The organism is Flavobacterium sp. ZB4P23 (assembly GCF_003970375.1).
GTDB lineage: Bacteria > Bacteroidota > Bacteroidia > Flavobacteriales > Flavobacteriaceae > Flavobacterium.
The window spans coordinates 123,235-138,642 of the sequence record NZ_RYDK01000002.1 but is presented as its reverse complement, the minus strand read 5'-3'; the positions used below and the strand labels follow the sequence as shown (position 1 = coordinate 138,642).

16 protein-coding genes are annotated in these 15,408 nt (G+C 35.5%); 11 read left to right on the top strand and 5 right to left on the bottom strand.

Annotation, left to right across the window (positions count from 1 at the left end; all coding sequences use genetic code 11):
* The first annotated feature begins 10 nt into the window (after positions 1–10).
* The 6 genes from EKL99_RS03760 (at position 11) to EKL99_RS03735 (ending at position 6,374) form a co-directional block, all read left to right on the top strand.
* On the top strand, positions 11–1,327 hold the full coding sequence (locus EKL99_RS03760; protein ID WP_126568234.1) for an ABC transporter permease: 1,317 nt from the start codon (positions 11–13) through the stop codon (positions 1,325–1,327).
* A 52-nt stretch (positions 1,328–1,379) separates the two neighbouring features.
* On the top strand, positions 1,380–2,543 hold the full coding sequence (locus EKL99_RS03755; RefSeq protein ID WP_126461194.1) for a sigma-54 dependent transcriptional regulator: 1,164 nt from the start codon (positions 1,380–1,382) through the stop codon (positions 2,541–2,543).
* Positions 2,544–2,639: 96 nt separating this feature from the next.
* Positions 2,640–3,314 (top strand): DEAD/DEAH box helicase, encoded by a 675-nt coding sequence (locus tag EKL99_RS03750; RefSeq protein WP_126461191.1) that lies wholly within the window; start codon positions 2,640–2,642, stop codon positions 3,312–3,314.
* Positions 3,315–3,484: 170 nt separating this feature from the next.
* Entirely contained in the window at positions 3,485–4,084 is a 600-nt protein-coding gene (locus tag EKL99_RS03745) for a transposase (protein WP_126461188.1), read from the top strand.
* Positions 4,085–4,755: 671 nt separating this feature from the next.
* Positions 4,756–4,974 carry a DUF2007 domain-containing protein gene (locus tag EKL99_RS03740; RefSeq protein WP_113633582.1) on the top strand — a complete coding sequence of 73 codons (219 nt, stop codon included), beginning with the start codon at positions 4,756–4,758 and terminating at the stop codon, positions 4,972–4,974.
* A gap of 602 nt (positions 4,975–5,576) precedes the next feature.
* Positions 5,577–6,374, top strand: a complete 798-nt coding sequence (locus tag EKL99_RS03735; RefSeq protein WP_126576428.1) for a Cof-type HAD-IIB family hydrolase — start codon at positions 5,577–5,579, stop codon at positions 6,372–6,374.
* A 407-nt stretch (positions 6,375–6,781) separates the two neighbouring features.
* On the opposite strand, the gene EKL99_RS14405 is transcribed toward EKL99_RS03735, so the two are convergent.
* Entirely contained in the window at positions 6,782–6,925 is a 144-nt protein-coding gene (locus EKL99_RS14405; protein ID WP_156063253.1) for a hypothetical protein, read from the bottom strand.
* 130 nt (positions 6,926–7,055) lie between these two features.
* Between EKL99_RS14405 and mtaB the strand changes: the two genes are divergently transcribed.
* The gene (gene mtaB / locus EKL99_RS03730; RefSeq protein ID WP_126576427.1) at positions 7,056–8,384 is read left to right on the top strand and encodes a tRNA (N(6)-L-threonylcarbamoyladenosine(37)-C(2))-methylthiotransferase MtaB; all 1,329 of its coding nucleotides are present in this window, start codon (positions 7,056–7,058) and stop codon (positions 8,382–8,384) included.
* Positions 8,385–8,663: 279 nt separating this feature from the next.
* On the opposite strand, the gene EKL99_RS03725 is transcribed toward mtaB, so the two are convergent.
* Positions 8,664–9,380 (bottom strand): 3-ketoacyl-ACP reductase, encoded by a 717-nt coding sequence (locus EKL99_RS03725; RefSeq protein WP_126461175.1) that lies wholly within the window; start codon positions 9,378–9,380, stop codon positions 8,664–8,666.
* Between the two features lie 148 nt (positions 9,381–9,528).
* The gene (locus EKL99_RS03720; RefSeq protein ID WP_126576426.1) at positions 9,529–10,365 is read right to left on the bottom strand and encodes a hypothetical protein; all 837 of its coding nucleotides are present in this window, start codon (positions 10,363–10,365) and stop codon (positions 9,529–9,531) included.
* Between the two features lie 172 nt (positions 10,366–10,537).
* On the opposite strand from EKL99_RS03720, the gene EKL99_RS14755 reads away from it, so the two are divergent.
* Positions 10,538–10,672, top strand: a complete 135-nt coding sequence (locus tag EKL99_RS14755; RefSeq protein WP_255416248.1) for a hypothetical protein — start codon at positions 10,538–10,540, stop codon at positions 10,670–10,672.
* 40 nt (positions 10,673–10,712) lie between these two features.
* Here EKL99_RS14755 and EKL99_RS03715 read toward each other — a convergent pair whose 3' ends face one another.
* Positions 10,713–11,264: a hypothetical protein gene (locus EKL99_RS03715; RefSeq protein ID WP_126555227.1), complete on the bottom strand. Its 552-nt coding sequence runs from the start codon at positions 11,262–11,264 to the stop codon at positions 10,713–10,715.
* Between the two features lie 223 nt (positions 11,265–11,487).
* Here EKL99_RS03715 and EKL99_RS03710 point away from each other — a divergent pair, with 223 nt between their 5' ends.
* On the top strand, positions 11,488–12,870 hold the full coding sequence (locus EKL99_RS03710) for an MATE family efflux transporter (protein ID WP_126555224.1): 1,383 nt from the start codon (positions 11,488–11,490) through the stop codon (positions 12,868–12,870).
* Between the two features lie 27 nt (positions 12,871–12,897).
* Positions 12,898–13,125 carry a hypothetical protein gene (locus EKL99_RS03705; RefSeq protein WP_126453696.1) on the top strand — a complete coding sequence of 76 codons (228 nt, stop codon included), beginning with the start codon at positions 12,898–12,900 and terminating at the stop codon, positions 13,123–13,125.
* A gap of 2 nt (positions 13,126–13,127) precedes the next feature.
* Here EKL99_RS03705 and meaB read toward each other — a convergent pair whose 3' ends face one another.
* Entirely contained in the window at positions 13,128–14,216 is a 1,089-nt protein-coding gene (gene meaB / locus EKL99_RS03700; RefSeq protein WP_126564277.1) for a methylmalonyl Co-A mutase-associated GTPase MeaB, read from the bottom strand.
* Between the two features lie 166 nt (positions 14,217–14,382).
* On the opposite strand from meaB, the gene EKL99_RS03695 reads away from it, so the two are divergent.
* Complete coding sequence (locus tag EKL99_RS03695) at positions 14,383–15,297, top strand: AEC family transporter (protein WP_126576425.1); 915 nt, start codon at positions 14,383–14,385, stop codon at positions 15,295–15,297.
* Positions 15,298–15,408: the final 111 nt, after the last annotated feature.

The following is a 15,408-nucleotide window of genomic DNA, read 5'->3' as shown; positions in this document are numbered from 1 at the left end:
AGTCTAAAAAATGAGTATCATTTCATTAATCATAAAAAGAGAATTTATTACTAAAGTGCGTAATAAATCTTTTGTTGTAATGACTTTTTTAAGTCCGTTGTTATTTGTTGGGATAGCAGCATTTATAGGCTATTTAAGTTCCATGAAAGCGGATACCAAACGCATCGCCATTCATGATGAATCAGGTTTGTTCGTTAAAGAATTTATACTTAAAAACAACAAAAACAGCCAGTACAAATACCTCGATTTATCTCTTGTAGATTTAAAATTTTTGAAAGACAGCATCGCTGACGAGCGCTATGAAGGACTATTATATATTCCAAAGTCAGAAAACACAAAGGATTTCGAAAATAAAATACAGTTTATTTCAAACAACAGTCCCAGTATTTCCTTTATAGAAAAAGTTCAGGATGTGATTGCTAATAAATTGACTAAAAACAATTTAGAAAAAGCACATTTAGATACGCTTGCCATAAAAAAAGCCCAGGCCCAAGTCAATATTAGTTTGACGAAAGCATCGGGTGAAGAGAGTGTCAAAGGACTTAACGAAATCAAAATTGGGATTGGTGGCGCATTTGGATACCTCATAATGATGTTCATAATCATCTACGGAAACATGGTGATGCGAAGTGTGATCGAAGAGAAAACCAGCCGAATTGTAGAGATTATTATATCCTCGGTCAAACCGTTTCAACTGATGATGGGCAAAATCATTGGAACTGCGCTAGCCGGATTGCTGCAGTTCCTTATTTGGGCTATCATTGGACTCTCATTAATGTTTGCAGCCTCAGTCTTTTTTGGGGTAAATGTGGGTCCAAGCGCCAGCGTTTCGCCTGAATTGATGCAAGCTGCACAGCAGGAAATGACTGGAACTGCCCAAATGTATATTAAGGAATTATGGAATCTGCCCATTGCAAATATCTTGATTGGATTCGTGATTTATTTCATCGGCGGTTATTTTTTGTACAGTTCGTTTTACGCAGCCATTGGTGCCGCAGTAGACAATCAGACGGACTCACAACAATTCCTTTTACCTATCATTATGCCATTGATGCTGAGTGTTTACGTTGGTTTTTTTACGGTTATCAATGATCCACACGGAACAATTGCCGTTATTTTTTCAATGATTCCGCTTACATCACCAATTGTTATGCTGATGCGAATTCCGTTTGGCGTACCTTTGTGGCAAATCGCCATTTCAGTAACGCTGCTATTTGGCACCTTCTTTTCTGTAGTTTGGTTTGCCGCAAAAATATACCGAATAGGAATACTAATGTATGGCAAGAAACCCACTTGGAGGGAATTATATAAATGGTTGAAATACTAATAGAAGTTTAATCGGTTATTTGGTTAACTGATTAACCCAATAAAGAAAAGAGATGTCAAAAATACTAATCATAGAAGATGAGGCCGCCATTCGAAGAGTACTTACAAAAATACTTTCGGAAGAAAATGATACTTATCAGGTGGAAGAAGCCGAAGATGGTCTTGCAGGTCTTGAAAAAATAAAAAATAACGATTACGATTTGGTTTTGTGCGACATCAAAATGCCTAAAATGGATGGTGTTGAGGTACTGGAAGCTGTAAAAAAAATCAAGCCCGAAATTCCTATGGTGATGATTTCTGGTCATGGCGATATGGAAACGGCTATCAATACAATGCGTTTGGGAGCCTTTGATTACATCTCAAAACCGCCCGATTTAAACCGATTGTTGAATACAGTTCGAAATGCTTTGGACAAAAAACAACTTGTAGTAGAGAACAAATTTCTGAAGAAAAAAGTCAGCAAAAACTACGAAATGATTGGCGAAAGCGACGCCATCAATCACATTAAAGTGATGATTGAGAAAGTAGCCCAAACCGAAGCCAGAGTTTTAATTACGGGACCCAACGGTACCGGAAAAGAACTGGTTGCACATCAATTACATGAAAAAAGTGAGAGAGCTAACTTCCCTTTAATCGAAGTGAATTGTGCGGCTATACCATCGGAATTGATTGAAAGCGAATTATTTGGTCACGTAAAAGGAGCGTTTACCTCCGCAGTGAAAGACCGCGCAGGAAAATTTGAAGCGGCAGATAAAGGCACTATTTTCTTGGATGAAATTGGAGATATGAGTCTTTCGGCGCAAGCTAAAGTATTGCGTGCTTTACAGGAAAGTATGATTACCAGAGTGGGAGCGGACAAAGATATCAAAGTCGATGTTCGTGTAGTCGCGGCAACCAATAAAGATTTGAAAGTCGAAATTGCCGAAGGACGTTTCCGGGAAGATTTATACCATCGTTTGGCCGTGATTTTGATAAAAGTTCCGGGATTGAACGAAAGACGGGATGATATCCCGATGTTGATTGCTCATTTTGCCGAAAAAATTGCTTTGGAGCAAGGAAATGCGGTAAAAAAATTCTCTTCAGCAGCGATTCATTTATTGCAGGATTATGATTGGACAGGAAATATTCGGGAATTACGAAATGTAGTGGAGCGTTTGATTATCCTTGGCGGAAACGAAATTTCTGAGAATGATGTGAAGTTATTCGCATCTAAATAAAATTAATTTAATGATTTAAAAATTTAATGATTTAAAGATTAGGCAATAGCTTTAATCTTTTAATTTTTTAATTTTTAATCTTTCAATCTAAAATAAATGAAACTAAAAAAAATAAACCAAGCGTTACAACAAGCCCTGATTGAAAACGGTTTGACTGAGGCCAATGCAATTCAAAAAGAAACATTTTCGACACTAAAAAGTGGTTCGGATTGTATTATTATTGCACCAAAAGGAAGCGGGAAATCAACTACAATCGTGCTAAATGTAATTCAGAGATTGACAGGAGCAACCGAAGAATCGCCAAGGGCTTTGATAATTGTTGAAGACAAAGCGAAAGTATTGGAAATGGAATCCCTATTTGAAAAATATGGGAAGTATTCTAATTTAGAAGTCTATGGTGTTCATGACAAAGGAGATATGGAATACGATAAGAATTATATTTCCAGCGGAATTGACGTGTTGATAGGGACTCCAAATAAACTAAGTGAAATGTTTACTACGGCTGGTTATAATGTAAACCGATTAAAAATGCTTGTTCTTGATGATGCAGATCCAATTTTGAAATTGCGTCATGAGACAAAAATCATGCGTATTTCGAATAGCATTGTCAAAACTCAACGTATTATTTTGTCGGAACAATTCACCGAGCGAATAGAGGTTCTTGCTGAAAAAATGCTGGTGGAGCCTTTTGAATTCGATTTTGATGGAGGAGAGGAAGAGGAAGAGGAGGAAGATTTAGAACCTGAAGTTGGAGATGACTTCCATAGCTAGAAGAAAATAAATAATTTATACTCCTTATGCTCCGCAAAGTTTTTAACTTTGAGGAGGTGTAGTTCAGTCTCAGACTGAAATAATAACAATAGAATAGGCTACATATTTGCTCCTCAAAGTTTTTAACTTTGAGGAGGTGTAGTCAAGTCTCAGACTGAAATAATAACGATATGAAAGAAGGCTACATTATCCGAGACCAATCAAAACCTCATTTTATTACGGCAACAGTTGTAGATTGGGTAGATGTGTTTTCTAGAAAAAATTACAAAGATTGCATTATTGAAAGCTTGGATTTTTGCATAAAAAACAAAGGGATGATTTTGTATGGATTTGTAATTATGTCCAATCATATTCATTTGATTATTCAATCCGAAGAAAGTAAATTATCTGATTTGATTAGAGATTTCAAAAAGTTTACAGCAAAGACTATTTTGAATAAAATAGAAAACGGACCGGAAAGTCGCGCAGACTGGATGTTAAAGCGATTTGAATTTGCTTGTAAAAGTCATACGCGTAATGAAAAATATCAGTTTTGGCAATATGGCAGCCATCCCGAAGAAATCTTTTCTGAAAAATTCATGTGGTCTAAATTAGATTATATCCACATGAACCCAATACGAGCGGGAATAGTTATTAAAGCGTCACATTATTACTATTCAAGTGCATCGAATTATGTAAATGATGAAGGAATCATAGCAATTACAAAAGTTGACAATCCAGTAATAGATGTTTTAAAACCGTCTTCAATAACGAATAATTTTATTTGGTAACGAGGTCAAAATAAAATAGGGAAAACTATTAGATTATAAATAACAAGGTCAGGAGACCTTTAACGCATCCTCAAAGTTGGAAACTTTGCGGAGCTGGATATTACATTAAAAATAATAAGGTCAGGAGACCTTTTACGCATCCTTAAAGTTGGAAACTTTGCGGAGCTAAGAACAGGATATTAGATTATAAATATTAAGGTCAGGAGATCTTTAACGCATCCTCAAAGTTGGAAATTTTGCGGGGCTAAGAACAGATATTACATTGAAAATAATAAGGTCAGGAGACCTTTAACGCATCCTCAAAGTTGGAAAGTTTGCGGAGCTAAGAACAGATATTACATTGAAAATAATAAGGTCAGGAGACCTTTAACGCATCCTCAAAGTTGGAAATTTTGCGGAGCTAAGAACAGATATTACATTGAAAATAACAAGGTCAGGAGACCTTTTACGCATCCTCAAAGTTGGAAATTTTGCGGAGCTAAGAACAGATATTACATTAAAAATAATAAGGTCAGGAGATCTTTAACGCATCCTCAAAGTTGGGAATTTTGCGGAGCTAATCAAAATAAAATAGGGAAACTATTAAATTATAAATAATAAGGTCAGGAGACATTTAACGCATCCTCAAAGTTGGAAACTTTGCGGAGCTAAACAATTAAATAAAGAGTAAAATGGGATTAATGAAAGTGTTTTCGGGAAGTGAAATTTTAGCAATGGCGTTACAAGAAAAAATCGAAGCGATTGGTGTAAATGTAGTAGTGAAAAACAATATACAATCGGCTCGATTGGGAGGATTTGGAAATTCAGATTTAGCGGTTGAATTGTTTGTTCAGGAAACCGAGTTTGCAAAAGTAAACCCCGTTATTGAAGAATTCAGAATGAGTATTTAAATTAGTATATTTGCTATTCAAATACGGCTATAAGACGGATATAACTGCGAAAAAAAATAGAATTGATGGATTGATTACTTCACATCGATCATGAACGTAAACTGAGAAAATAATAGTGTTTAAATCTGTTTTAGACCAGAAATTTGTTGCTCATACTATAGCTGTTATACAGTTTATAAAGAAGCTGATAGATGAATTTTATCAGAAAAACATACAACTATTGAGGATTTAGAGAAAGAAATGGAGAAATGGTAATATGCAAAAGCCAATTACCATACTTTAGTATAATGAAGCGAAAGCCGATTTAAAATTAATAGTTGAATTTATTAAATTTAACTATCTTCAAGGAGCGAGAAATGGTATCAGAGATATTGCAATTCAAAGTAAAAACATTCATTTTGTTGAGCAATATCAAGTAGATGAATTCTTGGGAGGAACATACAGAAGAATGATTATTCTAACGTATAAAATTATTTATAAAATTCATTCTGAAATGAAAATTCGTATTCTTCAAATTTTTGACAATCGTCAGAATTCAATCAAATTGAAAAAGTAATTTGTGAATCCGCAGTAATTGAAACTACTACGTTTAAAAAATAAAAATGAAATATAAAATGTTGGTTTTGGACATGGACGACACATTGTTGAACGATGATCATACCATTTCAGACGAGAATAGAGGGATGTTGGCTAAGGCACAGGAATTAGGGGTTTATGTTATTCTGGCTTCTGGGCGACCTACACCTGCAATGATTGCCTACGCCAAAGAGCTACAATTGGATAATTCCTACATGATATCCTACAACGGGGCAGTAATTACCGATTTAAAGGAAGATAAAATTATTTTTGAGCAAATGTTGACACAAAAGCAAATCCATGAATTGTACGATTATAGTATAAAAAGTAAGACACATATTATTACCTATATTAATGGTAAAATTGTAAGTGAAACGGATTCTGAATACATAGAAATTGAAAAGAAAATTACCGGTTTAGCCCATAATAAAGTGGTGAGTTTTAAAGAGGAAGTGCAGTCTTCAGCTGTAAAATGTATTTTATTGCAAGAGCCAAGTTATCTTAAAGAAGTAGAAAAAGACCTAAAAATCGCTATGCCGCATCTAAGTGTCAGCATGTCTAAGCCGTTTTTTCTGGAAGTAGCACAAAATGGAATTGATAAAGGAGCCAGTATTGAATTTTTAGCCAAAAAATTAAATATTCTGCAAAGTGAAATTATTGCTGTTGGAAATGCAGGGAATGATTTAACCATGATTGAATATGCTGGATTGGGTATTTGGGTGGATAATGTGGATCCTGAATTAAGACACAGAGGAGATTTTATCGTGGCATCAAATAATAATCATGGAGTGGCTGAGGTGGTAAGACGGTTTATATTGAACTAAGATTTTTTTTAGGAGTTTTAACTAATATAAAAATCAAGGTATTGTTGTAATCTTTGTAGGAGACCTGTTCGAATTTCTAAACGCTTTTCTCTTTTTGTCTCAGTTCAGTAGTTTTTGAAGCAATTGCATATTCCTTCTTGTATTGTTTCTGAACGGCGTTAAAAAGCATTTGTAAAAGGTGGTGTCAGAAAAAATTCCTTTTGGGTTGTAAATTTATTTTAGCAATTTTATGCATAGAGTACAGATAAATTAAATTCATGCTGAGCAAAATTCACTAAATGGTTTGCTGTATTAGTTTTAATTGCAATAATGGATGCCGTAGCACTTTTGAATTAAAATCCTTGGTAAACAGGAACTCAATATTGCTCATTTGAAACGCAAAATCAGGACTGGAAGCGTTATGAATACTATTGATTTATATTCCCAATTTGAGTAGCGCTAGATTGAAAATCGGAAAGCTGCATTTGGTACTTATCATGCCATTCAACAATGTTTTGAGCATTTGCTTGAATTGCATTAAAAAGGAATATAATTAAAATTATTTTTTTCATCTTTTGAGTCTAAATTAGTCTACTTCACGATGCTAGTATATTGAAAATTATTGATTTCATTTTCCAGAATATTGTTCGTAAATTTGCACTCTTAATTTTTTGACAACGATTTCATTAATTGAGTTATCTTATGGAAAACAGAAAAAAAGTTGCTTTTTATACACTAGGTTGTAAACTGAATTTTTCAGAAACGTCAACAATTGCCCGTACCCTGCAAGACGAGGGTTTTGATCGGGTAGGTTTTGAGGAAGTGGCTGATATGTATGTGATTAATACCTGTTCCGTTACGGAAAACGCGGATAAGCAGTTCAAGCAAGTTGTGCGAAAAGCGATGAAATTGAACAATAAAGCCTTTGTAGCGGCGGTGGGTTGTTATGCGCAATTGAAACCGGAAGAATTAGCGGCTGTTGATGGTGTGGATTTAGTTCTTGGTGCTACCGAAAAGTTTAAATTGACCGATTATATCAATGATTTGTCCAAAAATGATTTTGGTGAAGTACACTCCTGCGAGATTTCCGAAGCTGATTTTTATGTGGGAAGTTACTCGATTGGGGATAGAACCCGTGCGTTTTTGAAAGTACAGGACGGTTGTGATTACAAATGTACTTATTGCACAATTCCATTAGCAAGAGGGATTTCCAGAAGTGATGAACTGGAAAATGTATTGAAAAATGCAGCCGAAATTTCGAAACAAAACATCAAGGAAATTGTGCTTACCGGCGTAAATATTGGTGATTACGGAAAAGGGGAATTTGGTAATAAAAAACACGAACATACTTTCCTGGAATTGGTTCGGGAATTAGACAAAGTAGAAGGAATAGAAAGATTGCGAATATCCTCTATTGAACCGAATTTATTGAAAAATGAAACGATTGAATTTGTATCAAAAAGCAGAACTTTTGTGCCGCATTTTCATATTCCGTTGCAGTCTGGAAGCAATGATATTTTGAAATTAATGAAGCGTCGGTACCAACGTGAAATTTATACTGAAAGGGTAAATAAAATTCGGGAAGTGATGCCGCATGCTTGCATTGGCGTGGATGTGATTGTGGGTTTCCCTGGAGAAACAGACGAGCATTTCCTGGAAACCTATCATTTCGTGAATGATATGGATATTTCGTATTTGCACGTTTTTACCTATTCTGAACGTGATAATACTGAGGCAGCAACCATGGCAGGTATTGTTCCTGCTAATGTTCGGGCTAAACGCAGTAAAATGATGCGCAGTTTATCCGTCAAAAAACGCCGTGCTTTTTATGAAAGTCAGTTGGGAACTAATAGAACCGTTTTGTTCGAAAGTGAAAATAAAGAAGGCTATATTCACGGGTTTACGGAAAACTATGTGAAAGTAAAAACCCCTTGGAATCCGGAATTAGTAAATACATTACAAAAAATCAATTTGACAAAAATTGATGAAGACGGTAGTGTTCGAATGGATTTTGTTACAACTATGGTATAGTTTTAAAACATATAAGTAAGTCGAAAGTTTAAAAGTCGTAAAGTCAAAAGAATTAACTTTAAGTAAAATAGCTTTAAATCAGATTGTTACATAATTTTATCCTGATTTTAAAATACGACATTATATCATGGTTATTACTTAAGTCATATAAGCAAAAGATTAAAAACCATTAAGGGGTTAAGTTCATTAAGTTTTATGCTTAATTTTCTTAATCCCTTAATGCTTTTTTTTACTAGATATTGGTCATTCGACTTTAAGACTTTTGACTTCCGACTACTTTTAAGGATTTGTAGACCAAATACTGCTGTTTTTAATGAAAACGCGTCGGTTAAGTTTGAGTTGTGCGATGATTAACTCTGCCATATCTTCTGCTTGCATGACTTTTTCCGGATTCCCGTCGGTCAGTTTTAAATCTTTGGCCATTTCCGTGGCAACCGTACTTGGGGTTAAGGCCGTTACACGAATATTGTGTTTACGCACTTCCTGCATCAACGATTCCGTTAATCCTAAAACGGCAAATTTTGAGGCACTGTAAGCGCTTGTCAATGCATTGCCACTTAATCCGGCTGTGGAAGAAATGTTGATGATGTCCCCGGTTTGTCTTTCGATCATATTGGGTAAAACGGCGCGAGTTACATAATAGGTTCCCATTAAGTTTACCTGAATGATGCGTTCCCAATCCGTAGGTTCTAATTCTAAAAATTTTCCAAAAGCGGCTATTCCGGCATTGTTGATTAGAATATCAATGGTTCCAAATTCAGCCAATGCTTGCTCAACGGCAGCGTTTACCGAGTTGATATCAGCAACATCAGCAGTTATTGCAAGTGCTTTTACGCGCAACGAACGCACTTTTGCCGCTACGCTGTCTATTTCATCCTGTGTTCTGGCAATCAAAATTACATTAACACCTTCTTTGGCTAGGGCCAAAGCGATTGCTTTACCAATTCCTTTTCCTGCGCCGGTGATCAGGGCATTTTTATTTTTTAAATCTGTCATTTGGAGAATTATTTTAGGCCAATAAAAGGCTAAGTTTACTGTAAAAGTAGTCCGTTTTACATTTGAAATCTATTTTGATTTTCTATTTAATCTAAATTTAACGTTCTGTTATTTTGACAGGAACGAACATTTTTTAATCAAATGGACTTTATTTTTTGTCCAATGTCAGTTTGTAAATTTCGGTTTTTAAAACCTCGGTATCTTTGTCTTCACAGAGCAGGAATTCTATTTTTTCTTTTGAATTGGCGTATAAAGTCAACCCTTCGAATTTATGGGTGCTGCTAATTTTTTGTGTGAAATCGATTTTCATGGTTGTCAGGTTGATGCTTCCAATAAGACTTCCTAAAATTTCGCCATCCTCATAAGTAGATTTGGTATCTTCGGCTGTGGCCAAAAAATAAATGCTGTTGTCGACTAAAACGGCATCGGTAAAACTACTTCGTACTCCTTGTATTTTTGGGAGTTTGTAGTTGTTTGAAAGAATAGCGAAATCAGTAGTGAGGTTTTTTCCTTCGATGGTAAAAAGGACATTCTTATTGGCGCTTCCGTTGCCACGATTCACTAAAAACCAACTTTTGCCATTGTAGATGGCACCTTCAATGTTGAAATCTTCGGCTTTTATTTCCCCGAAACTTTGCAGCGCTGCATATAAATTAGTGATATCATTTGTGGCAGTTACTCTTTTATGGCTGGAGTTGATTTGAATCATTTTGTTCCTTTTTTCGGTGGAACCGGAGCCAAAAACATACACGCTGTCTTCAAAATGGGTTATGGCTTCAAAATCAGCTTTGTCTTTTTTTGGCGTGTTCTCTGTAGGATTTTCCAGTAGCGGATAGCGTTTTAAATCCTTGGAATCGATGTGATATTCGTAAAGAAAGCCGCTGTTGTCGCCAATAATCAGTAGCGAATTGTCTTTGTAAACAAGTCCTGATGCGGAACCAATGCCGATAATTTGAAACAGTAATTCGAGTGTGAATTTTTCCATTGTATGTGTTTTGAAAACAACCGCCTAGCCCAGATAATAGTGGAAATCCTTTTATTATTTTTCTTTAAAATAATAAAAGATTGCAACGAATAGCTGGAATATGCTCCTAAAATTCATCAGGATTAATCCTTATAGTTTGTTACATTTGAGTTGCAAAGATAAATTATTTGTTATGAAATCTATAAATCCCGATGATTTTAAAGTGATTGGCAAAATGGAGCGAGTTGCAGGATGTGATGCATGCGCACAACAGGTTCGGGTTTTGATTTGTTTGCAAGGCATGGATACATCGTTAAGTGTAGCCTGATTCGGGAAGTTTGCAGTTTTTAACCGAATGCAAAATAACATTATAGTTTGAAACCATAAGCCACACGAACGCCAACTTGTCCTACACCTTCTCCTAGAGTTCCATTGTTATTCACTCTAGGAAAATCAGAATAGTGCTCATATCGCAAAGAGATATCAATGTATTTTGTAGCGTAACCAATACTTGGCGCTACGATTAATGAGGTTTCATTATAACCGTTAGTCACTGCAAAAGCAGCACCGGCTTCTCCCATTACATAAAATTGATCGTCCCATATAAAAGCTTTAAAACCTGCTTTTGCCGGAATAAACCCTAGATCAGATCCGTTAGCTTTACTTACAAATAAGTTGTTGAAACCAGTTGTTACGGTTACAGAATATCGTTTTGATAAATCATATTGTAATCTGGCATCGGCTCCTAAAGTTAATTTGTATGGATCATTTACGGAATATCCACCATTTACACCAACTCCTAAACGGAATCCTTGATCATAGTGCTCTACTTTGGTTGTTTCTTGAGCTTGTACATTATTTGCAAACATCATTACGATGGTACATGCAAATGCGATTTTCATTTTTTCTGTGATTTTCATAATTGTATTTTTTAAATTTATATTCTGTTTTGTAGGTTAAACTGCCCCCAAAACAACATATCAAAAGTAACAGTACCAATGCTGAAAAAGTTATACAATTATTTCGTTTTGTTATAGAATTTATAACTTGCAGCCTGTTTCACTAAAAAAGTAGTGATATATATCAAATAGTAGTGATGCAATTGAAAGCTTCTAATTATATTTGCCATCAAAAAAGCAAAAAGTGAATTTCTCCCAATACTTCAAAGAGTTTTCTTATAATATAAGATTAGCGTATCCCATAATTTTAGGAATGTTGGGACATACCTTAATAGGGATTGTTGACAATTTCATGGTAGGAAAATTAGGGTCTACGGAGCTGGCGGCGGTATCACTGGGAAACAGTTTCATCTTTATTGCGTTATCGATAGGAATAGGATTTTCAACAGCAATTACTCCTTTAGTTGCAGAAGCTGATGCGGAAAAAGAGGAGGATAAAATCCGTTCTATTTTTCACCATGGATTGCTTTTATGTACAGTTCTTGGAGTCGCTTTATTTATTCTGACCGTTTTGTCCAAACAAATTATGTACTTGATGCACCAACCCAAAGAAGTGGCTGACATGGCTGCTCCGTACATTGACTGGGTTGCTTTTTCTTTGATTCCGGTAATAATATACCAAGGATACAAACAATTTGCGGATGGTTTAGCAAAAACTAAATATTCTATGTATGCCATACTTATGGCTAATGTGGTGCATATTTTTTTTAACTATGTTCTTATTTATGGCATTTGGATTTTTCCTAAATTAGGTATTCTTGGGGCGGCTTTAGGAACTGTCATTTCAAGAATTATGATGGTCGTTTTTATGCATTATTTAATAAAAAGAAATGCAGCATTAAAACGATATTTCAAAAATTTCAGTTTCAAGGAAATACGAAAATCAGTGTTAAAAAAAATCATCAATCTTGGGTTGCCTTCAGCCATGCAAATGCTGTTTGAAGTAGCATTGTTTACCGCTGCTATTTGGCTTTCAGGTTCGATTGGAAAAAACAGTCAGGCCGCCAATCAAATAGCCCTCATCCTGTCATCATCAACATTTATGGTCGCTATGGGATTGAGTGTTGCCGCCATGATCCGCGTGAGTCATACCAAGGGAATGAATGATTACAAAGAATTGATTGTTGTAGCCCGTTCTATCTTTTTACTGGCTATAATTTTAGAAACATTTTTTGCCATTATTTTTGTGGCGTTTCATCAATACCTGCCACATTTATTTTTGAATATGTCTGATTCGGCTCAAATGATTGATAATTCTGAAATTATCACTATCACATCAAAATTACTGTTAGTAGCCGCTGTTTTTCAAATTTCAGATGGAATTCAAGTTGTTGTTCTTGGTGCTTTACGTGGCTTGCAAGATGTGAAAATCCCCATGTATATTACCTTTGTGTCCTATTGGGTTATTGGTTTTCCAATTTCCTACTATCTGGGAAACTATACCAATCTAAAAGCAGTTGGAATTTGGATCGGGCTTTTGGCAGGATTGACGGCAGCCGCTTTATTTTTGTATATTCGCTTTGCGAGATTGACAAGAAAGTTGGTAATGCAAAGCGAGAATAAATAAAACAATAAATACTTAACTATTAAATTCATGGAATTACCAAAATTTTTACTGGGCGACAACACCGATTTTCCTGAAGATATTTTTATCATTCATTTGGATTATCCCCGATTTATTATCAATCTGAAAGATGATGAAGTCGAATTTATCGAAGAAGCCGAAGATCTGGATGAAGGCGAACTAAATGCAGAAATGGAAGGATTAATTGTTCTTGCCAATGAGTTTTACGATAGAGAAATCAAACTTTACGAGGAGTAAATCTATTTTTTAAAATAGGTTTCTAATAATTTTTGAGCGGCTGCAAAGGGTGAAATTTCATCATTTTGCACCGCTTTTTTAGTTGCATTCATTGATGCTTGAATTTCCGGATTATTGTAAAAATTAGTTTTTAATTGTTCGTTGATGGTTTCTAACATCCAATATTGGTTTTGTTCTTTCCGTTTTTCAAAGAAATAATTATTGACTTTAGTAAGTTCCAGAAATTTATGAATGGTTTCCCAAACTTCCGCGATTCCTTCGTGACTTATGGAGCTACAGGTAGAAGTGGTAGGGATCCAGCCTGATTTTTTAGCCGGAAAAAGATGCAGAGCTCTCTTGAATTCCAGTTTGGCTAATTGAGCTTTTCGGATATTGTCTCCATCGGCTTTATTAATTACGATGGCATCAGCCATTTCCATAATACCGCGTTTTATTCCTTGTAAATCATCACCAGCCCCGGTAATTTTTAACAACAAAAAGAAATCTACCATGCTGTGTACTGCGGTTTCACTTTGACCAACACCCACCGTTTCGATCAATATAGTGTCAAAACCGCAGGCTTCACAAAGCGTGATGGTTTCCCTGGTTTTTCGGGCTACTCCACCTAGGGTTTCCCCAGAAGCAGATGGTCTGATGTATGCATTTTTGTCTTTAACCAATTCCTCCATTCGGGTTTTATCACCTAAAATACTTCCGTGTGAAATGGTACTGCTCGGATCTACTGCCAAAACAGCTACTTTCTTTCCTAAACTGGTCAAGTGCAAACCAAAGGCTTCAATAAAAGTGCTTTTTCCTACTCCGGGAACCCCTGTTATTCCTATTCTGACGGATTTATTGGCGTGAGGCAAACAAGCATTTATGACTTCATTGGCTTTCGCTAAATGGTTGGTGTTTGTACTTTCTACTAACGTAATGGCACGACTCAAAGCTGTGATATTTCCCGCTAATATGCCGCTAAAGAGTTCGTTAGATGAAGGCTGTATTTTTCTAAATTGCTGGATATGTTCCACCGCTGCAGCACTGATAGCATCAGGAGAAGAAACCCCAGGTTTTTCGTTAAGGGCAGAATGAAGTAGTTTTTTATTTGGCAAAGCAGCTTTTTTTAAAAGTAAAATTAATAAAAAAGGATGGTGAATGAATGGTGATTTGCATAAAATATCAAATTGATCGTGATCAGGCTTTTGATGCACAGCTAAATCAATAATTTTATTTTTTGAATTGAGTTTATAAAGGATTTGTCAATATCTTTGCACCATTATGAATAATTTTATCTTGATTTTTGTTTTTTTATTCCTCGGTATTGTGCTGCAAAATATAAAAGCATTCCCTGTTATTAGTGTTTACAAGCTGTTAAATAAGCTTGTTATTTATATTTGCCTTCCGGCTCTGGCCTTGTATTATATTCCAAAAATAGACTGGAGTCCTGAATTGTTATTCCCTATTGGGGTAGCCTGGATTGGATTTGTAGTTTCCTATTTGTTTTTTAGTTTTTTAGGAAACAAATTTGGCTGGTCTAAGAAACTCACTGGGTGTTTAATTATCACGGCTGGTTTAGGGAACACATCTTTTTTAGGTTTTCCAATAATTGAAGCATTATACGGTGAAGAAGGTTTGAAAACGGCTATTTTAGTAGATCAGCCCGGTTCTTTTGTAGTGCTTTCGACCTTAGGGATTCTGGTGGCAACAGTATACTCTACCGGAAGTCCAAATGGTGTTCAAATTGCCAAGAAGATTCTGTTTTTTCCACCTTTTATAACTTTTTTAGTAGCCTGTTTGATGAATGTTTGTAATGTGGATTTCCATGAGTACATCCAAGTTTTATTTCAAAAAATGGGAAGTGCAGTAACTCCTTTGGCTTTGCTATCGGTTGGTTTGCAATTGCGTTTTGAACGGAAAAGCCAGCACTGGAAGTTTTTAGGACTGGGCCTTTTGTATAAATTAATTTTGACCCCGGCTCTTATTTATGTGTTGTATGTATTGATTTTGCAACAGCATTCTAAAATTATTCAAGTTGCTATTTTAGAGTCGGCTATGGCCCCAATGATTACAGCTTGTATTTTAGCTTCTACGCACGGTTTAAAACCTCGATTGAGCAGTATGATGATTGGTTTTGGAATACCACTATCTTTTATCACGTTGTTGTTTTGGTGTTTTTTGGTTCAATTGGTGTAATTTCTCGGTTGCTAAAGAAAAACGATAAACTAGCTTCACTTACTTCATTCCAATATCGGAAAGGATGGTGATACGTTGGTATAGGACTATGATTTCGCACTGCTTTGAAAG